Below are 24,203 nucleotides of genomic sequence, written 5' to 3'. Positions count from 1 at the left end.
AAATGTATCATAAATAAAAAAGGTTGTCCATTCCGGACAACCTTTTTTATTTATGATATTGTCCTGTCCTGAAATAGCGATACACTAAAAATCTAGTGTAATGAAAACATCAGCGAGCAAAGGGTATATCAAGCGTACCCAAAAAGATTACTCTGTTTCTTTTAAGTTACAAGTTGTCCAGGAAATTGAATTTGGTCAACTAGGCAGGACAGAAGCTTGTCATAAATATGGGATTCAAGCTAAATCAACAATTAGGGAATGGCTCAGAAAATATGGTAACTTTGATTGGGAGAATCAATCTGGAACTATTGTGGCAAAAACACCTGAACAAAGAATCCTTGAGCTAGAGGCCAAAGTCAAACTGCTGGAGAAACAGAAGGCAAGGGCGGAGCATCTTGCCGAGCGAGCAGATAAGAAAGTCATTATCTTCGATATGCTGGTAGATATGGCCGAGAAAGAATATGACATCCAGATCAGAAAAAATTACACGCCCGGGTTATCGACCACTTCAAAGAAGAACACAAAGAAACAATAGTTTCTTCCTGTGATTTACTCGGGGTAAGTAGACAGGTATATTACAGATCCATTAGATCTACCATTGAAAAACAGGAAGTGGCACAAAAGGTAATTGCCTTGGTGCGGCCCGTAAGAATACTGATGCCCAGGCTAGGTAGCAAGAAGCTGTACCATATCCTTAAAGAAGAACTTGTTCCTTTGAAAGTAGGACGTGACAAACTTTTTAGAATTCTTAGGGCAAACCATATGCTGATAAAATCCAGGAGAAGCTATCACATCACCACAGACTCGCACCATAGATTTAGAAAGCACAAAAACCTATTGTGTGCCACAGAAATAAATAGGCCAGAACAGGTTTTGGTAAGTGATATTACTTATGTGGGCAATAGGAGGAATCCTGCATACCTGGCACTGGTCACAGATGCTTACTCGAAAGTTGTAATGGGGCACGACGTATCGAATAGTTTGGATGTGTCAGGATCAATAAGAGCTATGGAGATGGCAGTCAAAAACAGATGCTATAGCGACCAACCTTTGATACACCACTCCGACAGGGGCCTCCAATACTGTTCCAACGACTATCAAAAGGTACTGGATAAAAACAATATTAAACCAAGTATGACTGAGAAGTATGATCCCTATGAAAATGCCATTGCCGAGCGGATAAATGGAATATTAAAGCAGGAATTCCATATTGCAAAATACGATACTGACCTCACAACAAGAAAAAAGCTAATAGATGAAGCAATAAAAATTTACAACCATTTAAGGCCACACCTGTCAAACCATATGCTAACTCCACATCAAATGCATCAACAATTAGTCCTAAAAAGAAAACAGTACAAATCAAAAAAGCTGAACAATGAGATCATCGTTCAGCTTTAAATAATTAATTTTAATCCTTAATAATCTGTATCGCTCATTTAGGACTAGACATATTTATTAAATCCGCGAGAGCGGAACAATTTTTACTACTTAAGAGTGAAGCTCCTTTGCTTCTTTTTCTCTACGTTTCTTCTCCTTTTTTTCTTTTAACATTTCCTGGATAGAACCTCCAATCCAGTAAGGTAAAATAGCCATTAAAAATATCATTAACCAAAATCCCATTGTAAGGATTGTGAGAAAAGCTAAGAAGCCAAGGTATTGATCAAATTCGAACATAATTTCCAGCTGGTTTTTATAAACAGTGTCAAAGATAGTAACTCTCCTATTTATGTCCCAACAATAATTTAAATTTTAAAAGAAAAATTTTAATAAGAAATATGTTCCGGGAAAGATTTTATAACAAAAAGATTAAAATTTGTCAATCATTTAAACCATTAGAAAATTGTGAAAATGTAAATTTGTAATCTAATCTTAAACATATGGACTACCGAATAGAGAAAGATACCATGGGTGAAGTGAAAGTTCCTGTAGATAAATTATGGGGAGCTCAAACTGAACGTTCAAAAAATAATTTTAAAATTGGAGCTGCTTAGTTCAATGCCAATGGAGATTGTGTATGGCTTTGCTTATCTTAAAAAAGCAGCGGCATTTACCAATTGCGAACTGGGTGTTCTGCCAGTAGAAAAAAGGGACTATATCGCAAAAGTATGTGATGAAATACTTGCGGGAAAACATGATGAACAATTCCCTTTAGTTATTTGGCAAACGGGAAGTGGTACTCAAAGCAATATGAACCTCAACGAGGTTATTGCCAATCGTGCTCACCAGTTGGCAGGAAAAACCATTGGCGAAGGTGAAAAAACACTAAATCCCAATGACGATGTAAATAAATCTCAATCTTCTAATGACACCTTTCCAACAGGAATGCACATTGCAGCCTATAAAAAGGTGGCGCAGGTAACTTTACCCGGGCTTAAGAAGTTGAGAAACACCCTAAAGAAAAAATCTGAAGAATTTAAGAATGTGGTAAAAATTGGCCGCACCCATTTTATGGATGCTACTCCATTAACCCTTGGCCAGGAATTTAGCGGCTATGTTGCACAGTTGGATTATGGAATAAGAGCTTTGGAAAATACTCTTCCACATCTTTCTGAACTGGCACTTGGAGGTACGGCTGTTGGGACGGGGTTAAATACCCCAAAGGGTTACGCTAAACGAGTAGCAGAATTTATAGCAAAGTTCACTGATCTTCCCTTTACATCTGCTCCAAATAAATTTGAAGCACTTGCAGCACTATGATGCTATAGTAGAGAGCCACGGAGCTTTAAAACAACTTGCTGTAGCTCTTAATAAAATAGCCAATGATATAAGAATGCTTGCATCTGGTCCCCGAAGCGGAATAGGAGAAATTAATATTCCAGCTAATGAACCAGGGTCATCTATTATGCCTGGGAAGGTTAATCCTACCCAGTGTGAAGCCTTAACAATGGTTTGCGCACAGATTATGGGGAACGATGTTGCGATAAGCGTTGGAGGAATGCAGGGACAATTTGAGCTGAATGTTTTTAAACCATTAATGGCGGCAAACTTTTTACAAAGTGCGCAGTTGCTTGGTGATGCCTGTGTATCATTTGAGGAACATTGCGCAAGAGGAATAGAACCTAATCATCAAAGGATCAAAGAACATCTGGATAATTCTTTAATGCTTGTTACAGCCCTTAACACCAAGATTGGGTATTACAAAGCTGCAGAAATAGCAAACACAGCTCATAAAAATGGTACTACTTTAAAAGAGGAAGCAGTTAATCTTGGCTATGTTACCAACGAGGAATTTGATGAATGGGTAAAACCGAGGGAAATGGTTGGAGGCCTAAAGTAATATTTCCTACAAATTAAAAAATCCTGCTATTTGCAGGATTTTTTAATTTTAAACCGTGTCCTGTCCTGAAATAGCGATACACTAAAAATCTAGTGTAATGAAAACATCAGCGAGCAAAGGGTATATCAAGCGTACCCAAAAAGATTACTCTGTTTCTTTTAAGTTACAAGTTGTCCAGGAAATTGAATTTGGTCAACTAGGCAGGACAGAAGCTTGTCATAAATATGGGATTCAAGCTAAATCAACAATTAGGGAATGGCTCAGAAAATATGGTAACTTTGATTGGGAGAATCAATCTGGAACTATTGTGGCAAAAACACCTGAACAAAGAATCCTTGAGCTAGAGGCCAAAGTCAAACTGCTGGAGAAACAGAAGGCAAGGGCGGAGCATCTTGCCGAGCGAGCAGATAAGAAAGTCATTATCTTCGATATGCTGGTAGATATGGCCGAGAAAGAATATGACATCCAGATCAGAAAAAATTACACGCCCGGGTTATCGACCACTTCAAAGAAGAACACAAAGAAACAATAGTTTCTTCCTGTGATTTACTCGGGGTAAGTAGACAGGTATATTACAGATCCATTAGATCTACCATTGAAAAACAGGAAGTGGCACAAAAGGTAATTGCCTTGGTGCGGCCCGTAAGAATACTGATGCCCAGGCTAGGTAGCAAGAAGCTGTACCATATCCTTAAAGAAGAACTTGTTCCTTTGAAAGTAGGACGTGACAAACTTTTTAGAATTCTTAGGGCAAACCATATGCTGATAAAATCCAGGAGAAGCTATCACATCACCACAGACTCGCACCATAGATTTAGAAAGCACAAAAACCTATTGTGTGCCACAGAAATAAATAGGCCAGAACAGGTTTTGGTAAGTGATATTACTTATGTGGGCAATAGGAGGAATCCTGCATACCTGGCACTGGTCACAGATGCTTACTCGAAAGTTGTAATGGGGCACGACGTATCGAATAGTTTGGATGTGTCAGGATCAATAAGAGCTATGGAGATGGCAGTCAAAAACAGATGCTATAGCGACCAACCTTTGATACACCACTCCGACAGGGGCCTCCAATACTGTTCCAACGACTATCAAAAGGTACTGGATAAAAACAATATTAAACCAAGTATGACTGAGAAGTATGATCCCTATGAAAATGCCATTGCCGAGCGGATAAATGGAATATTAAAGCAGGAATTCCATATTGCAAAATACGATACTGACCTCACAACAAGAAAAAAGCTAATAGATGAAGCAATAAAAATTTACAACCATTTAAGGCCACACCTGTCAAACCATATGCTAACTCCACATCAAATGCATCAACAATTAGTCCTAAAAAGAAAACAGTACAAATCAAAAAAGCTGAACAATGAGATCATCGTTCAGCTTTAAATAATTAATTTTAATCCTTAATAATCTGTATCGCTCATTTAGGACTAGACACCTATTTTTCAGATTCAGATAATCTCTTGTTTCCTTTACTGTAGTACTTGTTAAATTTCCAGTAAGAAACTGCACCCAGAATAGCCACAACTCCTATAGAATAATATACGAAAGTCGGGGTAATTACCTTGTCGCCACTTGCATATGAATGTAGCCCGGCAAGGTAGAAGTTCACTCCAAAATAGGTCATCATAATACTGGCAAAAGCAACTATGGCCATTAAATTAAAGAACCAACGGCTTCGAAGTCCTGGTACAAGTCTCATGTGTATAACAAAAGCATAAACCATAATACTAACCAAAGCCCAGGTTTCTTTAGGGTCCCAACCCCAGTACCTTCCCCAGCTTTCATTCGCCCATTGACCTCCCAGAAAGTTTCCAATAGTAAGCATTACCAACCCAACTGTCAGGGCCATTTCGGTAATTATGGTTATCTCTTTAATATTTAAATCCATTTTTACTTTATTCTTCTCTGTAGTCATGATCATTAACAACAGGGAAACTGCACCCAGGATCATTCCCAGCGTAAACGGACCGTAACTTCCAACTATCACCGACACATGGATCATTAACCAGTATGAATCGAGAACAGGAACCAAATTGGCTATAGAAGGATCCATCCAGTTCCAATGAGCTATCATAAGGATCATAGAAGCAACAAAAGCTGTTGAGGCAATTGTTAGATTACTTTTTCTCCCGAAGGCAAGGCCAAAGAACATTGTTGCCCAGGCAACATAGATCATAGATTCATAAGCATCACTCCAGGGAGCATGGCCGGAGATATACCACCTTGCAGCCAAACCAAGAGTATGAAGCACGAAAAATATTAAAATTGAAATTGCACTAATACCAATAAGGATCCGAATTACTTTGGAATCTTTAAAGATTTGGACAATAACAAATATGAGCATTATCAATCCGGCCAGCATATAGAGCATAAACAGGTTTCTGAAGATGTCGTACTTATTATAAAGAATTTCGGCATTAATCTTTTCCTGAGGAGGTCTTACTTCACTTCCAAATTTTTTCTGGAAACCGTTTATGCTTTCCAGCATTTCATCGGCTCGGGTGTAATCTCCTGTGGTTCTTGCTTCCCTTAAAGTATTCATGTAAATGGGCAGGATTTGCCTCACGTAAACTGAATCCATTCCTTTAAAATTAGATTCTGCCACATCTGTATAAGATACCCATTTGTTATTTTCATCTCCCGGAATTGGGAAAATGCGCAGCATCTCTCCCTGCAATGCATAAAAAAGCAGGTTCACCTTACGGTCTACGTCTATAAAATCTTTTTGAAATTGGTTAGGCACAGAAGCTTTGTAAGCATCTTCAAGAAATGGAGATAGTTTATAAGCTCCCGTCCTGTCAAAGAAATCTGTCATTGCTAAATACTTCCGGCCTTCTTCAACACCTGTTATATGATGTATACTGTCGTTATTAGGCTTTACATAAATAAGAGGAGCATTGTACCACAACGCAGGATTCTCGATCATAGAAATAAGTACCTGGTCGGCATTTAAATCTTCATAAGAATCTTTTTTGCTGAGTTTCCGAAGCAATTCTGAAGAAAAAGTGTTGGCAGGCTTCATCCTACCCCCGGCATCCTGGATTACAAGTTTCCCAAACTTATCAGCATGCTCATCAGAAACTACAGTTGTCGCAATAAGAGAATCTACCTGAGTTTTGGACATTTTCACGTGACCGTGTTCAGGATCTGCATCCTGGGCAAAACCTGCAGTAGACAGAAACAGAAATACTGTGAGTGTTGCCAGTTTGGCTTTTCTTGACTTTACTTTGTCGAGCAACACTTTTAATTTTCCAAAGCGGCTTCCTTTATCAAACAAAATTAACATTAGTCCTAAATAGAGAAGGGAGTAACCTATATAGGTGATCCAGGTGCCCCAATAATCATGGTTTACTGAAAGTACTGTTCCTTTTTCATCGGGATCAAAAGAAGCCTGAAAAAACCTGAACCCCTCTTTATCCAAAACGTGATTCATATAAATTTCATAAGGCCAGGTAATTCCATCCTCTTCCACAATAGTGACTTCACTTTTAAAAGAAGAATAACTTGGGGTGGGATTGCTCTCTGTACCAGGATATTTTTCAGCAATAAAATCATCCAGTTTAATTTGGAAAGGAAGTTCCATTTCCTTGGAACCATAATTAAGGTACAAATCCAAACCGCCTACCTGTACCTGTTGAGGAGGATTTACTACCCCTTTAGCTCCCAGCATACTTACCGTGGTTGACTCCCCTCCCGTTGTAACTTTAAGGCTAACTGCATTCTCCTGCCCCATCTCCTTGGTTTCTGTTGGAACTATATCATAATGGCCTCTCACAGCAGGCTCTGGAACAACAAACTGCATTCCTCCAAGATCATACAGGGATCTTAACTGGAAAGTCTGCAAACTATCTGCACTCACCTCCCCTTGCAGTTGATCACTCATTCTTAAATAAGTTCCTTCAAAAGGAGTATTGATCTGGTAAACTCCTTCATCTTCATCTACTATAAGATTTATAGCACCTTCAGTAGGTTTATTATAGGCAAATAACATATTATGGATGTTCGCAACATCTCCTTCTTTAAGAAAATGTTCGTGTCTCCCACCATCTCCTGCTTCAACAATTTGAAGATAGTTATCTCCACTTTCACTCGGTACAAGTCCTTCTTCTGCACCATGAATAAAATTCACCACTTCTATAGTGACGGGTTGCCCGTTAAAATCGGTATTTATGGTAACATCATTTTCTGTTTCTGGAGCAAGAAGAACAGGCTTTTCAATTATTCTGCGCCGTGGTTCCCCATTGATCTCACCGTCTATGAATGCCGTTAAATATGTTTTTTCTGAAAGAAAAATATTAGTTGTTTCTCCTTCTCTAATGGGCATTATTCCTTCATAACTAATATAGCGGGTAACAAATGCTCCAATAAGAATAAGTACAAAAGAGAGGTGAATGAGGAGGGAAGACCATTTTTCTCTCTTGTGAAGATTGTAGCGGTAAATATTTCCTGCAAAATTAATAACAAAAAAGAGCATAATTCCCTCGAACCACCAGGTATTATAAATAAGTACTCTTGCTGTTTCTATAGTGTACCAACTTTCAATAAAAGTTCCCAGGGCAAGTGCAATGGAAAATACAATGAACAAGACTGCCATAATTCTGGTTGAGAACAATACAGCCGCTATTTTATTCTGCATTAAAGTAATTTTTTAAACGCTGCAAATTTAACGAATAATAAACATTTCGACCTCCGAATACCAAACCATTTACCGTTGAGATATGTTAATTTTAAATGACTTTGCTACTGCTCCTCCTCAATCTCTATTGATCCTCCCGATAAAATTGATGTATTTTCCAGCAGGTAAAAATCTATTCTCAAAGAATTAAATTCCTGAGGTCGTGTTAGAATTAATAAAAGTTGGAGGCTATATTTAAAGCGGGTTCTTAATTTTTAGTCCCACGGCTGGGAGATTAAAATGAATTTCAGGAGAAAAACGATATTTTCATGGCATTCCTTTTATTTCTTAAACCTCTACATCCCCTATTTTTTCGATTTCTGATCCCGGGCCACATTATTTTTTTGGTAATTTAGCCGAATGAAGAGTATTGTTCTGTTTGGAGCCGGAAATGTTGCAACCCATTTATTTTCAGCTTTATCTCAAGCTGAAGGTTACGAGGTGATCCAGGTATACAATCATCAGAAAAAAAGCCTTGAAGAATTTAAAGATAAAGTCCCTGTCACTACCGATTTTACTGAAGTTTTTCCGGCAGATATCTATATTCTTGCTCTTAAAGATGAAGCCATTCCCCTGCTGGCAGAAAAGATTCTCTACAGGGAGGCAATGATACTTCATACTTCGGGTTCAACACCTCTCTCGATATTGAAACATTTCAGCAAAAAAGGAATTCTTTATCCCCTTCAAACATTTTCAAAGAGTAAGGCTCTGGATTTTAAAACTGTACCGCTGTGCATAGAAGCAGCTAATGAGCAGCAACTCGAGGAGATAAAAGGACTTGCCAGGCAGCTAAGTGAAAAGGTATATGAAATCTCATCAGAACAAAGAAAGGCTTTACATTTGGCAGCAGTATTTGTAAGCAATTTCTCCAATTATATGTACAGTATTGGAGACGAAATTTGCCGGGAGAATGATCTGCCATTTGAGATCCTTCACCCTTTGGTCCTGGAAACTGCCACAAAAGCAACAAATATGGCACCCAAAGATGCACAAACCTAGTCCGGCTAAACGTAATGATCTCCAGGTAATAAATATGCATCTCTCTCTGCTTTCTGAAGAAAGAAAAAAAATATATCAAATATTAAATGACTCAATCCGGCAGCTCCATGGAAAAGAATTATAAAGAATACCTTAATCACATAAACACCTTCATTTTTGATGTAGACGGCGTACTTACAGATGGCTCTATACAGGTGAGTACAGATGGGGAATTGCTTAGGACGATGAACATTAAAGATGGGTACGCATTAAAAACCGCACAACTGGCAGGATATAATGTATGTATTATCTCTGGCGGAAAAAATGAGGGCGTTAGAAAAAGATTACGGGATTTAGGCATTACTAACATTTATCTGGGGATCCAGGATAAGGTAGAGCAACTAAACGAATTTTTTGATATTTATGAAGTAGACGCACAAAATGTTCTTTATATGGGAGATGACATCCCCGATTTATACCCTATGAGACTTGTAGGCCTTCCATGCTGCCCACAGGATGCGGCTGCCGAAATAAAAGAAATAAGTCGATATGTTTCCCATAAAAAAGGTGGGAAAGGTTGTGTGCGGGATGTAATTGAGCAGGTATTGAAAGTTCAGGGAAAATGGCTTTCTAACCCTCACGCAATATGAACTGGGTAATTCTTGTTATAGCAGGATTATTTGAAGTTGCCTTTGCTTTTTGCCTTGGCAAAGCTAAATTTTCAACAGGGGCTACCTCCACTTATTGGTTAGTTGGTTTTCTACTTTCTCTGGCCGTAAGTATGGCTTTGCTATACAAAGCCACTCAAACTCTGCCCATTGGTACGGCCTATGCCGTGTGGACGGGAATAGGCGCAGTAGGAACTGTTCTTCTCGGGATATTCGTTTTTAAAGAACTTAGCTCATTTTTGGAGGGTGTTTTTCCTTAGCACCTTAATTATTTCAATTATAGGATTAAAATTTGTTTCTAATTGAACTATAAACCACTCCTCTCCTTCTTAAATTTGATCAGGTATCAAAACCTGATTCTTATAATAGCTACTCAGGTTTTAATTAAATATGCTCTTTTCGAAACCTTCGGAATTGAAATAACTCTTAGTGATTTCGGATTTTTTCTATTATGTTTTTCAACTGTAAATATTGCCGCTGCAGGAAATATTATCAACGACATATTCGATGTAGAGACAGATAGGATCAATAAGCCCCACAAAGGTGTCATCCCGCACCATATTTCAGAAAAAACTGCCTACAATCTCTATATTGCTTTAACAATAACCGGGGTGGGAATTGGATTTTATCTTTCAAACATCATTGGCAGGCCGGGCTTTTCTGCTATTTTTATTATTATTTCAGCTCTGCTCTACCTTTACGCTACTTACATAAAGCAAATTCTCGTATTAGGAAATCTGGTGGTTAGCAGCCTCGTGGCCTTCGTTATTATCATTATGGGGTTATTTGATCTCCTACTTAGCCATAACTCCTCAAAATCAACACACCCAATCCATAATTTTCTCGATACTTCTGGACTATGCTTTTTTTGCGTTTCTAATTAACTGGCTGCGGGAAATGGTTAAGGACCAGGAAGATCTTATCGGCGATTACAATACAGGTAGAAATACTCTACCCATAGCCGTGGGAAGGAATAGAGCAAATAAAATAATATTTGCAACAGGCCTTGTCCCTCTATTTTGTGTTATTTATTATATGTATGAATATCTTTTTAATAATATTTACGCAGTATTATACGCTTTAGTACTTATTGTAGGACCTCTTCTCTATTTTTTAATTAATGTACTTAATGCGAAGACAAAAAAGCAATTTTCCCGGCTTAGCATCCTTATAAAATTTATCATGATCCTGGGACTATTGTCAATTGGTCTTTACCCTTTTATACTCACTTGATATGCTAAAAGAAATCCTTAAAAACCATCACCTTATTCTCGCTTCGGGATCTCCAAGGCGGCACCAGTTTCTTAAAGACCTGGATATTCCATTTATTGTAGACCATAAATCTATAAAGGAAGAGTATCCGGATACCCTTCGTGGCAGTGAGATTACAGATTATTTGTCTGAATTAAAAGCAGAAGTTTTTCTGAAAGCCTTAAAGGACCACGAGATTCTTATTACCAGTGATACCATTGTATGGCACGAAGGAAAAGCTTTGGGAAAACCTGAAACTTCTTCTGAAGCATTTAAAATGATCGAATCAATGTCTGGGAAAACACACGAGGTAATTACCTCTGTTACTTTTACCACAAATAAGAGTCAAAAAACTCTTAACGATACTACAAGGGTTACGTTTAAGGATTTGACTAAAGATGAAATTAGTTATTATATAGAACATTATCACCCTCTGGATAAAGCCGGGGCTTATGGAATTCAGGAATGGATAGGGCTCATTGGGATTACCCGGGTGGAAGGAAGCTATTTTAATGTAGTTGGTTTGCCTACACACCTTGTCTACAAAGCATTAGTGGAAATAGCATCCCGTTGATTTTTAGTACCTTCAGTATAAAATTACCGGGATGAAACTTCAGCACTCTTCTGCAACTTTTCTTTTTATAGTTATACTAGTTGCTTAGCTGTTCAAAAAATTCTGGTGGTGGAGAAGAGCTTCCGCAGAGAGAACTTTCCGAAGAATTTAAAGAATACTGGTTTACGGGTAAAGCTGAAATTTCCTCGTATGAACTGGAGCAATCCCGCTATGGAGAAACCAGAAAAGGAAATGCAGTACTCATTTTTGTTACCGAGGATTTTTTAAAAGATGAGCAGGTAAAGGCAAATGAGAAAACTACAAATACAATTGAAGTTCTAAAATTAAATTCCACTAAAAATTTTATAACCGGAATTTATCCTTATTCAATCATGCAGAGCAGCTTTTATCCTCTTGAAGGCAAATCCCATGCTCTCAAAGTTGCGGCTTCTATTCAGGAATGGTGTGGCCAGGTATATATGCAGTTGAATAACAGGGGAAAATATGAAATAGTTTCTCATTCCTATTTCGCCGGGGAAACAGATGAGGACCTTTCTCTTCACAAGGTGCACCTGGAAAATGAAATTTGGAATCAATTGCGCATAGATCCTGATCTTTTACCTACAGGGGAGATAATTATAATACCTTCTTTTGAATACATAAGATTGGCACATATAGAAATAAAACCACATCCTGCAACCGCAGAATTTTATCAGGATGGGAAACTTTCAGTTTACAGGATTACTTATCCTGAACTTAAACGTAGTTTGAAGATATACTTTAAGCCTACCTTTCCTTATACGATTGAGAAGTGGACAGAAATAACTAACCACGATGGAAATGAATATTATACAACAGCCAATAAACTGTCAACTATAAAAATGGATTACTGGACTAAAAATTCTAATAAAGATTTACCTTTGCGGGACACCCTGAATTTAAATTAATGTACAAATATATTACCGACTACAGGACCGAAATCGGTTATACCATCGCTATTATATTAGTAATAACAATCCTGCAGTTTATATTAAAAAAAGCTGCTCACCGGGTTGGAAAAAGATCTGAAATAAATATTACCCGAACCAAGCTGATGTTTAAATATATCAATATCCTGGTTTCCATTATTGCTTTTTTTCTCTTCTCTTTTGCCTGGGGAATGGATCTTAGAGATCTCTCTCTTATCTTCTCTTCAACATTTGCCGTGATAGGTGTTGCATTATTTGCAATTTGGTCGATCCTAAGTAATATTACTTCGGGTATAATCATGTTCTTTTCCTTTCCCTATAGAATTGGTGATAAAATAAAGATCCATGACAAGGACATGCCAATTGAAGCTGTAATAGAAGATATTCGGGCTTTTCACTTACACCTTAGGGATGACCATGGAGAGCTTACCACCTACCCTAACAATCTTATCTTACAAAAGGCGGTGACTCTTATTAAGAAGGATTACTATCTGGATGAAGGAAAAGACAGCCTTTAAAAGTATTCGAGGGAAAAACTAAACATAAATATCTAAAGTTGTTATATTTGAAAAGGTTGATAACACCTTTTTTTAAATGCGTAAACTTCTAACCCTCTCTTTTTGTCTCCTATTCTTTGTTACCCAGGGACAGACCCCACAAAAGCTTAATTCAGCCGAAATATATCAGGCAATTAAAAAACTGAATTTTCTTGGTTCCGTTTTATATGTAGCTGCACACCCGGATGATGAAAACACCAGACTAATTTCCTGGTTTGCCAATGACATTCATGCCGTACTTAGCTACCTGTCTATTACACGCGGGGATGGAGGACAAAACTTAATAGGTGCCGAGTTACAGGAGCTTTTGGGAGTTATTAGGACACAGGAACTGCTAGAAGCAAGAAGAATAGACGGTGGAGAACAAATGTTTACCCGTGCTATAGACTTTGGCTACACCAAAACTCCAGAAGAAGCCATGGAATTCTGGAACAGTAAGGAGGTTCTGGGAGATGTAGTATGGGCAATAAGAAAATTTAAACCCGATGTTGTAATAAACTAGGTTCAACCATCGCACTTCCGGAGATACCCACGGCCAACATACAGCCTCAGCCCTACTAAGTACTGAAGCTTTTGAACTGGCCGGAAATCAAACTTCTTTCCCTGATCAACTCAAGTTAACAACAACATTTAGCCCAAAAAGGCTCTTTTTTAATACTTCCCCCTGGTTTTACGGAAGCGAAGAAGAGTTTAAAAAAGCAGTTAAAACTAATTATCTTGAATTTGACACAGGAGTATATTTTCCTTTACTCGGGCTGTCAAATCCGGAAATTGCAGCTTTAAGCCGAAGCCAACATCAATCCCAGGGATTTGGAAGTAAGGCAGTCGAGGCTCCCAACCGGAATATCTGGAATTGATCAAAGGAGAACTACCTGCTGATGCAAAATCTGTTTTCGCGGGGATTGACACCTCCTGGAACAGACTTAAAGGCGGAAAAGAAATTGGAAAAATACTTCTGGAAGTTGAGAAAAATTTTGATTTTCAAAAACCTGCTGCCAGTTTACCGGGATTGGTTAAAGCTTATTCCCTAATACAAAAGCTTGAAGATGAACATTGGAAAAAAATAAAATCTAAAGAAATTCAAGAAATTATTGCTGCCAGTGCTTAGTCTTTTCCTTGAAGCCACAGCCCAATCTCAAAGTGCAGTTCCAGGAAAACAAATAACGCTGGAGCTTGAAGCTATTAATCGTAGTCCTGGGAAAATGGAACTCGTAACAGTAGAAATTAATCCCGGAGAAGAAAAGTTATCCCCAGCACAAAGTCTCGAAAATAATGAGGACTGGAAAGGAGAAATAAATTACACAATACCCAGGGATATACAATACACTTCCCCATATTGGTTAAAAGAAAAAGGAACTATAGGAAAATATCAGGTTGATGATCTAAGCCTGGTGGGAAAACCTGAAAATCCTCCTGCTCTTACCGCCTATTTTAATGTTATGATAAATGGAGAGGTAATCCCATTTGAAAAACCTGTTGTTTATAAATTTAATGATCCTGTAGAAGGAGAAGTTTATCAGCCATTCCAGGTTATTCCACCCGTTTCAGTTGCATTAGTTGACAAGGTTTTAATATTTTCAAATGAAGAGCAAAAAACTGTTCCGGTAAGCATTTTGGCAGGACAGGCCAATATTTCGGGAGATATTAAATTAAAAGCTTCCAAAGATTGGCAAATATCACCTTCCAGCGTACCTTTTAATATTTCAGAAAAAGGTGCGGGTTTTACAGTAAATTTTACTGTTACTCCTCCCCCTGGACAAAATGAAAGCGACTTAATTCCTGAGGTAACTATAGAAGATGAAACATTTGGAAAAGAAATGGTCAATCTTAATTACGGGCATATTCCGCAGCAATCCATTCTTCTTCCTGCAAAGGCAAAACTGGTAAAACTCGACATTAAAAAGAAGGGTGAAAAGATTGCTTTTATTGAAGGTGCAGGCGATGTAGTACCTCAAAGTATGGAGCAAATTGGTTACGATGTTGTTAGGCTGGATCCTGCAGGTATCTCTTCACAATCACTTTCAGGTTTTGATGCTGTCATTTTGGGGATAAGAGCCTACAACACGGTAGATGCTTTAAAATATGTTCAAAATGAACTTTTTGACTACGTAAAGGGAGGTGGGACTGTGGTAGTTCAATATAATACAAACCGCGGAATACTGGTAAATCCTGTTGCGCCTTATAATTTACAAATATCGAGAGATAGGGTTACAGAAGAAAATGCAGAAGTACGTTTTCTAACCCCGGAACATCCTATACTTAATGTTCCCAATAAAATAAGTTCAGAAGATTTTAAAGGTTGGGTCCAGGAAAGAGGTCTTTATTTTGCCGATGAATGGGCACCTGAATTTACACCCATTCTTTCAATCAATGACAAAAACGAAACTCCCAAAGAAGGTGCTCTTTTGGTAGCTCCATACGGGAAAGGATATTTTGTTTATACCGGATTAAGCTTCTTTAGACAGTTTCCTGATGGGGTTCCCGGTGCATTCCGGCTTTTTGCCAATATAGTTTCCCTGGGAAAGTAATGGAACAGTCAAAAAAATATATCTGGAAAAGGTCCTATACCATAGTACTGGCAGCCAACGCAGGTTACATCGCGGTTTTTTATCTCTTAATGAAAATCTTTACTTAGGATGCAGGAATTAGACTGGGTAGTTCTCATCCTAACCTTAATATTTATTGTAAGCTACGGCGTTTATAAAACTCGGGGCAGCCGAAATGTCCAGGACTACATCCGGGGAGGAAATGAAGCCGAATGGTGGACCATTGGACTTTCGGTAATGGCAACACAAGCCAGCGCTATCACTTTTTTATCTACTCCCGGCCAGGCTTATCACGATGGTATGGGTTTTGTTCAATTTTATTTTGGACTTCCCATTGCAATGGTAATAATTTGTATGGTATTTATCCCTATTTACCATCGCCTGAACGTTTACACTGCCTATGAATACTTAGAGTCCCGGTTTGACTTAAAAACCCGTACCCTTACTGCCATTCTGTTTCTTATACAAAGAGGCCTTTCGGCAGGGATCACCATTTTTGCGCCTGCCATCATACTTTCTGCAGTACTAGGTTGGAATCTGAACTTTCTCACGGTGATAATTGGGGTACTCGTAATTATCTATACCGTTTCGGGTGGTACTAAAGCTGTAAATGTCACTCAGAAATACCAAATGGGGGTCATTTTTGGGGGAATGTTAATTGCATTCTTTCTTATTGTTAGCTATTTACCTGCCAATATTAACTTCACTAATGCACTGGAAATAGCTGGAGCCAGCGGAAAAATGGATATTCTGGATTTCTCATTTGACCTGAATAATCGATACACATTTTGGAGTGGTATTATTGGAGGAACTTTCCTTGCCCTCTCCTACTTCGGGACAGATCAAAGTCAGGTACAACGATATCTCATAAGCAGGTCTATGAGAGAAATGCAACTGGGAATGATCTTTAATGGCTTGCTGAAGGTACCTATGCAGTTCTTTATTTTACTCGTAGGAGTTATGGTCTTTGTATTCTACCAGTTCAATCAGTCTCCACTCAACTTTAATCCTGCGGCAACTGAAGCCGTTATGGAGTCTCCATATTCTGCAGAGTATGAGGTGCTCGTCGAAGAAAACCGGGAATTACAAAAACAACAACAGGAGCTTACAATTAACTATGGGCAAAGGATAAATTCTAATCTTGCAACAAATCAGGAAAAATTTAGAAATGACCTTCGGGAACTTAATGAAAAGGAAAAGGAAAATCGTGAGCAGGCAAAGGAATTAATAAAAGCCGCAAATGATAAAATGGAAACCAATGATAAAGATTACGTGTTTATCCATTTTATTCTGAATAATTTACCAAAAGGTTTAATAGGTTTATTGCTCGCAGTAATTCTTTCTGCTGCTATGTCCTCTACTGCATCTGAACTTAATGCACTGGCCTCCACTACGACCATTGATCTCTATAAACGTAACCGTGAAAATAGATCAGAAGGCCATTACGTAAAAGCCTCGAAATTATTTACGTTGGGTTGGGGAATTATAGCTATCCTGTTCGCCAGCTTTGCCAGTCTCTTTGATAATTTAATTCAATTGGTTAATATTATTGGTTCTATCTTCTATGGAAATGTCCTGGGAATATTCTTACTGGCCTTTTTCATCACTTACGTTCAGAGTAACGCTGTTTTTATTGCAGCTTTAATAACCCAGATCGTGGTTCTAATTGTCTATTACAATGACGTAATGGAGTATTTATGGCTTAATCTTTTTGGCTGCGGACTTGTGATCATATTAGCTTTAATCCTTCAAATATTAATATATTCTCCAAAAAAAGATAATGCAAAAGAAAACAATTAAATGGGGAATTCTGGGTCCCGGAAATATTGCCCATAAGTTCGTGAGCGACCTTGCTACTGTTGAAGATGCTGAACTGTTTGCCGTAGCAAGCAGGTCTAAAATAAAAGCTGAAGAGTTCGCCGCAACACACAAAATCGCACACAGTTATGGCAGTTATGAAGCTATGCTTAAAAATGAAGAATTGGATGTTGTCTACATAGCAACTCCTCACGTATTCCATTATGAGCACACACTTCTTTGTCTGAAGCATTCCAAAGCTGTACTATGTGAAAAACCTTTTGCAATGAACCTGGAGCAGGTAAAAGAAATGATAAGTGTGGCAAAGGAAAAAAATGTTTTTCTTATGGAAGCTCTCTGGACCTATTTCCTGCCCCATTATAAATATCTTCTTAAAATTGTAAAGGAAGAAACTTTTGGAAAAATTAAAGAATTTAAAGCCGATTTTGGATTTGCAGCTCAATATTTACCTAAGAAAAGACTCTATAACAAAAGCCTTGGTGGAGGTAGTCTCCTGGATATAGGAATTTATCCCGTTTTTGCAGCTTTAAGCTTGCTGGGAAGGCCGGATGAAATTGATGCAAGTGCATTGCTTTGTGAAACTGGGGTAGATGAAACCTGCGATATTAAATTTAATTATAAAGAAGGGGCAGTTGCTCATTTATCCAGCGCCATAAACAAAAACTTACCAACAACAGCTGTAATAAAATTTGAAAAAGCTGTTGTCACCCTGGTAACACGATTTTATGCACCCACGGAAATTTTAATTCAAACAGAAGAACAGGAAGAAAGAAAAACTTTTGATGTTAAAACTATAGGTTACAGTTTTGAAGCTGAACACGTGCAGGAAATGCTGAAACAAAGGAAGATGGAGAGCGATATAATGACTTTTGATATGAGTCTTTTGCTTATCGAAACTCTGGACAATATCCGAAAAAAGATTAATTTGGAGTACAACTAAAGGTATACTAAAACAAAAAACCTGTAAGCGGGCAGGTCTTTTTGTTTCTCAAAATTTATTAGTTAGCTCCCCATTTTTTCAATGAATCTTCATTCATCTTTACATAATCAGCATTGTTTGCTTTTTTGGATGCTTCTAAAGAAAGTTTGGCCGTAGCAATGGCTTCCTTCTTCATTCCAAGATCTGCCTGAATAAGAGATTTTTTTCGCAGCATCCAAAACGGTGTATTTTCTGCCTGCATTTCAATGGCCTTATTTACCCATTCCAAAGCTTGCTTATTATCTTTATTGGTATCGTGATAATATGTTGCCGCCGCAAAATAATCATTAGCCTTAAGCTCAGCTCCACTCATAGTTTTTTCTATACTTGCCATAGCTTTTGCATCTGTAGGAAAATTGATGGGAAGGGAGGCCACGGTGTTCTCCCACACAATGTTTAATACAGCAGAGTCATGTTTTAAATCATCAAGGAATATTGTAAAAGTTTCCATTTCAAAAGGAAGCTGGCTTACCTGGGCTGTAGCTTTCAAGGCTACTTTACTTTCATCCCACTCCTGTGGGTTTCCCCAATTTGTTGCATCACTGTAAAACATTACCTCCCAGGCACCTTGTTGTGGACGGGTGTAAATAGCATAAATCCCGGCAGGTAATTTATTTCCTGATATTTCCACTTCATCACTAAATGTAATTTTAGTATTTTCATTAGCACCCGTGCGCCAAACTTCCCCATAAGGAACCAGGTTTCCAAAAATTTCACGGCCTCTCATGCCCGGTCGGGAATATTCAAGAGTAACATCTGTAAGGCCTACCTTTTGTTCTATTTTGGTTGAAGGGCTTGGCTGGGGAGTTTGGATTTGTGCTCCTGCCCCAATAGAAACTACTCCTGCAAAAAGGAATAAAATAAAGTTTTTCATAATAAACTGAGTTTGTTTAATCAAATATACACAGTTAGACCAATATCCTGATAATCAGGAAAATTATTTTTTGTTTAACTTTATTATATTTTATTTAAACAATTAATGCCTTATTTTTGTTTCTGACATTTTATTATGAAACTCTATAGATTACAAACTAAACAACAACTACCGATTTCTCTGGAAGCGGCCTGGGACTTCCTGTCTGACCCTGGAAATCTTAAAATAATTACTCCCCATTATATGGGATTTAATATCCTTGGAGGAGCGGAAAGAAAAATGTATCCCGGACAGATCATTCAGTATATTGTTACTCCTGTTGCAGGAATAAAGACAAAATGGGTAACAGAAATAACACATGTTAAGGATTTGGAATATTTTGTAGACGAACAGCGGTTTGGACCGTATTCATTGTGGCACCACAAACATTTCCTCAAAGAAATTGAAGGAGGGGTGGAAATGGAAGACATAGTGGATTACAAATTACCATTTGGAATTTTGGGTCAAATGGTCCATCCCTTTTTGGTAGGTCCCAAACTAAAAGAAATATTTGACTACCGCGAGAAAAAATTAAAGGAACTCTTTGGTGAATTTAAATCCCGCAGAATGAGAATAACCACGAAATAGTAAGTTCTACTATTTAAAAATTTCACTTATGAAAAAGAATATCCTTTGTATTGGTGGTTCCCATGGGATTGGATTTGAAACCGTTAAAATTCTGAGCAAAGACCATAATATTATTGTAGCCTCCCGTACATCTGAAATGCTTCAGGAACAACAAATAACACATCATACTTTTGATGTCATGACAGATAATATTGAAGATCTCGATTTACCGGAATGTCTTGATGGATTGGTTTATTTTCCCGGTAGCATAAACCTAAAGCCATTGAAAATGTTGAAAATAAAAGATTTTCAATATGACATGGAACTTAATTTCTTTTCTCTTGTAAAAGTAGTGCAGGCATTGATTCCAAAATTAAAAAGGTCAAAAAATCCCAGCCTCGTCTTTTTTAGTACTGTAGCAGTAAAAATTGGTATGCCATTTCATACAAGTGTTGCTGCAGCAAAAGGAGCAATTGAAGGTTTTGCTAAAGCTTTGGCGGCGGAATACGCCCCTCTATTCCGGGTAAATGTGATCGCTCCCTCTCTAACCAATACAAGTCTGGCACAAAAAATTTTGTCAAGCGAAGACAAAAAAAGTAAAATGGATTCAAGACATCCATTAAAACGGATAGGAGAACCTGAAGATATTGCGAACCTGGTAGTATTTTTACTTTCAGAAAATAGTAACTGGATGACTGGCCAAATACTTAGTATAGACGGTGGATTATCTTCAATAAATTTAAATTAATGGAAGATCCTATTTCAATTTTCTGGTTTAGACGTGACCTTCGGCTGGAAGACAATGTTGGATTTTTTCATGCTTTAAATAATTCATTGCCTGTTCTGCTTAGTTTCATCTTCGACACAGAAATTTTGGACAGTCTTCCAGAAGATGACGCAAGAGTTACATTTATTCATCAAATTCTTCAAAAATTAAGATATCAACTTCAGGAATACCACAGCTCCATTGCACTATATCACGGAAAACCAAAAGAAATATTTAAACAGCTTCAAAAGGATTATAATATTAAGAAGGTTTTTACGAATCACGATTACGAACCTTATGCCAGGAAGAGAGACAGAGATATTGCTGAATTTCTTGCTTCGGAAGGAATTGAATTTCAAACATACAAGGACCAGGTAATTTTTGAAAAGAATGAAATTGTAAAGAAGGATGGCGATCCGTACGTTGTTTATTCTCCATATATGCGGCTGTGGAAAGAACGCCTGAAGGCAAATGGGCTTGAAGTTTTTGATTCTAAGGTCCATTTTAAAAATCTCATACAACATTCTAAGCTCCCCGATTTAAGTCTTTCTGATATTGGTTTTACCGAATCTCAAATTAAGGTTCCGGAGCTGGATGTCTCCCCGTCTCGAATAAATGAATATGAAGCAAAGCGAAACGATCCTGCCGCAGCTGGTACTTCTCATCTAGGGCCGCACTTAAGATTTGGGACCGTGGGCATTAGAACTATTGTAGCTAAAGCAGTTGCTGAACCGAATGAGACGTTTTTACAGGAGCTCATTTGGCGTGAATTCTTTATGCAGATACTCTGGCATTATCCTCAAACCGTTACCGAAGCCTTTAAACCCCAATATGACCGAATAAAATGGAGAAATAATGAAGAGGAGTTTAAGATGTGGAAAATGGGAAAAATGAGCTATGCTTTAGTGGATGCCGGAATGAGGCAGTTGAATGCAACTGGTTTTATGCACAACCGGGTACGCATGCTGGTTGCCAGCTTTTTATGCAAGCACCTGCTCATAGATTGGCGTTGGGGAGAGGCTTACTTTGCTGAAAAACTTTTAGATTATGAACTGGCTTCTAATGTGGGCAACTGGCAATGGGGAGCCGGAAGCGGAGTTGACGCTGCACCTTACTTCAGAATTTTTAATCCTATGACTCAGGCAGAAAAATTTGATAAAGACAATGTTTATATAAAAAAATGGATTCGGGAATACAACACTTCAGCTTACCCTGCACCTATAGTTGATCATAAAGAAGCCCGGGAAAGAGCTTTACGAGTTTATAAGGAGGGGCTTTCCTAGAGAAGAATTTTAGATAGACCTCACAGGTTTTAGAAACCTGTAAGGTCTTATAAGAAGCAAATAACTTAGTTAAAAAGCTTTCTGGCTTTTTCAAGGTCTTCAGCAGTGTCTATTCCTATTCCTCTAAAATCTGTCTCCACCATTTTAATACTCTTTCCGTATTCAAGGTATCTTATACATTCAATCTTTTCCGCAGCCTCCAAGGAGAGCATTGGCAACTGGTGAAAATCCATTAAGGCCTGCTTTCTAAAGGCATAAACCCCAATATGTTTATAGTAAGTCACCCGCGCATCTGTATCCCGGGGATAGGGTACCGGAAACCTGGAAAAATAGAGAGCAAAATTGTCTTTATTGGTGATTACTTTTACATTATTGGGATTAGTGATTTCCTCACTCTCGTGCATAGGAGTTTTAAGTGATGCCAGGTCTATTCTTTTTTCTGTGTCTCCTTCAAAAACCTGTAACAACTTTTGAAGGCTTTGATGATCAATTAGCGGCTCATCCCCCTGCACATTAAGTACAATATCCACGTCCATGTTTTCTACCGCTTCAGCAATTCTATCGCTGCCACATTCGTGCTCCTGTTTACTTTTAATAGCTTTTCCACCATTCCTGATTATCTCTTCAAAAATAATATCACTATCAGTCACCACAAAGACTTCCTGGAATAGCCCTGTGTTTACGGCTGCTTCATAAGTCCTTTGGATAACGGTTTTCCCATTCAGATCCTGCATCAGTTTTCCCGGAAATCTGGACGCCTGATATCGCGCCGGGATCATTGCTATTATTTTATTTGAAGTAGTATTCATGTTAGTCTGTTTCAGTAAAGTTTACATTTTAATCTTCAGCAAAAAACTCATTTTTAAATCCTATGAGGTACAGTTTCTCCCTTGCACGCGTAACTGCGGTGTATAACCAGCGTAAATAATCTTTGTCCATTCCATTTGGAAGGTACGGCTGCTCAATAAAAATAGTATGCCACTGGCCACCCTGTGATTTATGACAGGTCATGGCATAGGAGAATTTAATTTGCAGTGCGTTAAAGTATTTGTTCGACTTAACCTTCATAAACTTCTTATACTTAGAGGTTTCGTCTTCATAATCCTTCATCACTTCCTGATATAAGTTGTTGGATTCATCGTAAGTTAGAGAAGGGGAGTTGCTTTGCAGGGTATCTAATATTACAACAGTTTCAAACGGTTTCATTTTTGGATAATCTACCATTTGCACTTTAACTTCAGCAAAACGAAATCCATATAATTCTTTTATTGCAAAGATTTCCAGCACTTTTATTATATCACCATTGGCTATAAAACCTGCTTCTGAAGAAGGTTTAATCCAGAAGTAATTATTCTTTACCACCATTAAATAATCCCCGGCAGAGATCTCTTCTTCCTGAAATAATATTCTCGACCTTATTTGCTGATTATATTGATTCGCCCTTTTATTGGACCTCACAATAATTGATGTGTCCTCGTGTCCAAGATGATCGTAGGAATCCTGAATAGCATCAAGGATCTCCTGACCATCCATAAGCCTAACGACATCGGCCTTTGAAGTAATTTGAAACTTAAAAGATTCATAGAATTCTCCCGCCAAAACCTCTCTAATATTCGTGGCATTTAATAGAATATCGCTTTCCTCACTTTGGCGTACCACCTCGTCCAGTTCAATATGAATTACTTCCTTTTGGTAAACCTCTCTTAACTTTTTCTCCTCGAGTGCAGGACTTACATCCAACTTTACGGGAGGAAGCTGTGCAGTATCCCCAATTAAAATAAGCAAACAATTTTTCCCGGAATTTACATATTGAATAAGGTCGGGTAACAGTCCATTATTTTCAAACAGTCGTGATTCAGGATCCTCATCGGGGATCATTGAGGCCTCATCAACAATAAATATTGAATTTTTATGCTTGTTAGGCTGTAAAACAAACTGTACTCCTGCCCCACCAGTTTTTTTGGGAAAATATATTTTTTTGTGAATCGTTTGAGCCTCCTGGCCGGAGTAAAGAGATATAACTTTTGCGGCCCTACCTGTAGGTGCAAGTAAAATACCACTCTTTTTTATCTTCCAAAGATTTTTCACCAGTGCGCTAACTATGGTAGTTTTACCCGTTCCTGCAAAACCTTTTAATAGAAATAAAGAGTCTGGAGAAGAATTTACAACAAAAGAGGCTAATTGTTGTAAAGCAATATCCTGTTTTAATTTTGCCGAGAAACCTAATTCCTTAAGTAACAGTTTATAGAATTTTTCGGCAGTGATGTCTTCCATGGATTTTCTTGAAATATCAAAGATAACAATGGATTTTTAGGGCAGAAACTTTTACGAATAAAAAAAAATTGTAGATTTGCGATGAACTCTAATTATTTTAAACTTAAAAAAG

The 24,203-nt window shown here is 37.9% G+C and carries 21 protein-coding genes and 3 pseudogenes; 19 read left to right on the top strand and 5 right to left on the bottom strand.

Translation table 11 applies throughout. From position 1 onward, the window contains the following. Window positions 1-100: 100 nt before the first annotated feature. Both LZ575_RS01935 and LZ575_RS01930 read left to right on the top strand, forming a co-directional pair. The gene (locus tag LZ575_RS01935; RefSeq protein WP_235325074.1) at window positions 101-535 is read left to right on the top strand and encodes a helix-turn-helix domain-containing protein; all 435 of its coding nucleotides are present in this window, start codon (window positions 101-103) and stop codon (window positions 533-535) included. After that, window positions 499-1,401, top strand: a complete 903-nt coding sequence (locus LZ575_RS01930; RefSeq protein ID WP_311196085.1) for an IS3 family transposase — start codon at window positions 499-501, stop codon at window positions 1,399-1,401. Before LZ575_RS01935 ends, LZ575_RS01930 begins: the two co-directional genes overlap by 37 nt. A gap of 90 nt (window positions 1,402-1,491) precedes the next feature. Here the strand turns inward: LZ575_RS01930 and LZ575_RS01925 are convergent, their stop codons facing one another. Further along, window positions 1,492-1,677 carry a hypothetical protein gene (locus LZ575_RS01925; RefSeq protein ID WP_235327997.1) on the bottom strand — a complete coding sequence of 62 codons (186 nt, stop codon included), beginning with the start codon at window positions 1,675-1,677 and terminating at the stop codon, window positions 1,492-1,494. Window positions 1,678-1,880: 203 nt separating this feature from the next. Between LZ575_RS01925 and fumC the strand changes: the two are divergent. The 3 genes and pseudogenes from fumC to LZ575_RS01910 all read left to right on the top strand — a co-directional run bounded on the left by fumC (window position 1,881) and on the right by LZ575_RS01910 (window position 4,678). Then, window positions 1,881-3,280: pseudogene (gene fumC, locus LZ575_RS01920) on the top strand (class II fumarate hydratase). A 97-nt stretch (window positions 3,281-3,377) separates the two neighbouring features. Beyond that, entirely contained in the window at window positions 3,378-3,812 is a 435-nt protein-coding gene (locus LZ575_RS01915; protein WP_235325074.1) for a helix-turn-helix domain-containing protein, read from the top strand. Continuing rightward, window positions 3,776-4,678 (top strand): IS3 family transposase, encoded by a 903-nt coding sequence (locus LZ575_RS01910; RefSeq protein WP_311196085.1) that lies wholly within the window; start codon window positions 3,776-3,778, stop codon window positions 4,676-4,678. The genes LZ575_RS01915 and LZ575_RS01910 overlap by 37 nt, the downstream gene beginning before the upstream one ends. Window positions 4,679-4,730: 52 nt before the next feature. On the opposite strand, the gene ccsA is transcribed toward LZ575_RS01910, so the two are convergent. Continuing rightward, entirely contained in the window at window positions 4,731-7,931 is a 3,201-nt protein-coding gene (ccsA, locus tag LZ575_RS01905) for a cytochrome c biogenesis protein CcsA (protein WP_235327995.1), read from the bottom strand. Window positions 7,932-8,330: 399 nt separating this feature from the next. Here ccsA and LZ575_RS01900 point away from each other — a divergent pair, with 399 nt between their 5' ends. From LZ575_RS01900 to LZ575_RS01855, 11 genes and pseudogenes are all read left to right on the top strand, one after another. Next, window positions 8,331-8,969, top strand: coding sequence for a Rossmann-like and DUF2520 domain-containing protein (locus LZ575_RS01900; RefSeq protein WP_235327993.1), 639 nt, complete (start codon window positions 8,331-8,333; stop codon window positions 8,967-8,969). A gap of 107 nt (window positions 8,970-9,076) precedes the next feature. Next, on the top strand, window positions 9,077-9,598 hold the full coding sequence (locus LZ575_RS01895) for an HAD family hydrolase (protein ID WP_235330655.1): 522 nt from the start codon (window positions 9,077-9,079) through the stop codon (window positions 9,596-9,598). Then, window positions 9,595-9,922, top strand: a pseudogene (locus LZ575_RS01890) (DMT family transporter). The gene LZ575_RS01895 and the pseudogene LZ575_RS01890 overlap by 4 nt, the downstream one beginning before the upstream one ends. A gap of 29 nt (window positions 9,923-9,951) precedes the next feature. After that, window positions 9,952-10,500 carry a UbiA family prenyltransferase gene (locus LZ575_RS23105; protein WP_311195927.1) on the top strand — a complete coding sequence of 183 codons (549 nt, stop codon included), beginning with the start codon at window positions 9,952-9,954 and terminating at the stop codon, window positions 10,498-10,500. Between the two features lie 13 nt (window positions 10,501-10,513). Beyond that, window positions 10,514-10,849 (top strand): hypothetical protein, encoded by a 336-nt coding sequence (locus tag LZ575_RS23100; protein WP_311195926.1) that lies wholly within the window; start codon window positions 10,514-10,516, stop codon window positions 10,847-10,849. 1 nt (window position 10,850) lies between these two features. Continuing rightward, a complete protein-coding gene (locus LZ575_RS01880) occupies window positions 10,851-11,441 on the top strand; it encodes a Maf-like protein (RefSeq protein ID WP_235327991.1) in 591 nt (196 codons plus the stop codon). An 80-nt stretch (window positions 11,442-11,521) separates the two neighbouring features. Then, on the top strand, window positions 11,522-12,367 hold the full coding sequence (locus LZ575_RS01875; protein ID WP_235327989.1) for a septum formation inhibitor Maf: 846 nt from the start codon (window positions 11,522-11,524) through the stop codon (window positions 12,365-12,367). Continuing rightward, the gene (locus tag LZ575_RS01870; protein ID WP_235327987.1) at window positions 12,367-12,906 is read left to right on the top strand and encodes a mechanosensitive ion channel domain-containing protein; all 540 of its coding nucleotides are present in this window, start codon (window positions 12,367-12,369) and stop codon (window positions 12,904-12,906) included. The genes LZ575_RS01875 and LZ575_RS01870 overlap by 1 nt, the downstream gene beginning before the upstream one ends. 76 nt (window positions 12,907-12,982) lie before the next feature. Further along, window positions 12,983-15,473, top strand: a pseudogene (locus LZ575_RS01865) (PIG-L family deacetylase). Between the two features lie 108 nt (window positions 15,474-15,581). Next, window positions 15,582-17,291 (top strand): sodium:solute symporter family transporter, encoded by a 1,710-nt coding sequence (locus LZ575_RS01860; RefSeq protein WP_235327985.1) that lies wholly within the window; start codon window positions 15,582-15,584, stop codon window positions 17,289-17,291. Next, window positions 17,272-18,249, top strand: coding sequence for a Gfo/Idh/MocA family protein (locus LZ575_RS01855; RefSeq protein ID WP_235327983.1), 978 nt, complete (start codon window positions 17,272-17,274; stop codon window positions 18,247-18,249). The genes LZ575_RS01860 and LZ575_RS01855 overlap by 20 nt, the downstream gene beginning before the upstream one ends. Window positions 18,250-18,307: 58 nt before the next feature. Here the strand turns inward: LZ575_RS01855 and LZ575_RS01850 are convergent, their stop codons facing one another. After that, on the bottom strand, window positions 18,308-19,162 hold the full coding sequence (locus tag LZ575_RS01850) for a DUF2911 domain-containing protein (RefSeq protein WP_235327981.1): 855 nt from the start codon (window positions 19,160-19,162) through the stop codon (window positions 18,308-18,310). Window positions 19,163-19,297: 135 nt separating this feature from the next. Between LZ575_RS01850 and LZ575_RS01845 the strand changes: the two genes are divergently transcribed. The 3 genes from LZ575_RS01845 to LZ575_RS01835 are packed head-to-tail and all read left to right on the top strand — an operon-like array spanning window position 19,298 to window position 21,817. After that, window positions 19,298-19,789 carry an SRPBCC family protein gene (locus LZ575_RS01845; RefSeq protein ID WP_235327979.1) on the top strand — a complete coding sequence of 164 codons (492 nt, stop codon included), beginning with the start codon at window positions 19,298-19,300 and terminating at the stop codon, window positions 19,787-19,789. Between the two features lie 28 nt (window positions 19,790-19,817). Then, window positions 19,818-20,516 (top strand): SDR family NAD(P)-dependent oxidoreductase, encoded by a 699-nt coding sequence (locus LZ575_RS01840; protein WP_235327977.1) that lies wholly within the window; start codon window positions 19,818-19,820, stop codon window positions 20,514-20,516. Further along, window positions 20,516-21,817, top strand: a complete 1,302-nt coding sequence (locus tag LZ575_RS01835; protein WP_235327975.1) for a deoxyribodipyrimidine photo-lyase — start codon at window positions 20,516-20,518, stop codon at window positions 21,815-21,817. The genes LZ575_RS01840 and LZ575_RS01835 overlap by 1 nt, the downstream gene beginning before the upstream one ends. 65 nt (window positions 21,818-21,882) lie before the next feature. Here the strand turns inward: LZ575_RS01835 and kdsB are convergent, their stop codons facing one another. Then, the gene (gene kdsB / locus LZ575_RS01830) at window positions 21,883-22,626 is read right to left on the bottom strand and encodes a 3-deoxy-manno-octulosonate cytidylyltransferase (RefSeq protein WP_235327973.1); all 744 of its coding nucleotides are present in this window, start codon (window positions 22,624-22,626) and stop codon (window positions 21,883-21,885) included. 28 nt (window positions 22,627-22,654) lie between these two features. Beyond that, window positions 22,655-24,091 carry an ATP-dependent RecD-like DNA helicase gene (locus LZ575_RS01825; RefSeq protein ID WP_235327971.1) on the bottom strand — a complete coding sequence of 479 codons (1,437 nt, stop codon included), beginning with the start codon at window positions 24,089-24,091 and terminating at the stop codon, window positions 22,655-22,657. Window positions 24,092-24,203 lie beyond the last annotated feature (112 nt).

The organism is Antarcticibacterium sp. 1MA-6-2 (assembly GCF_021535135.1).
In the GTDB taxonomy this organism is placed as follows: Bacteria; Bacteroidota; Bacteroidia; order Flavobacteriales; family Flavobacteriaceae; genus Gillisia.
Note: the sequence above shows the minus strand (reverse complement) of the source record. Positions and strands in the feature narration are given on the sequence as shown.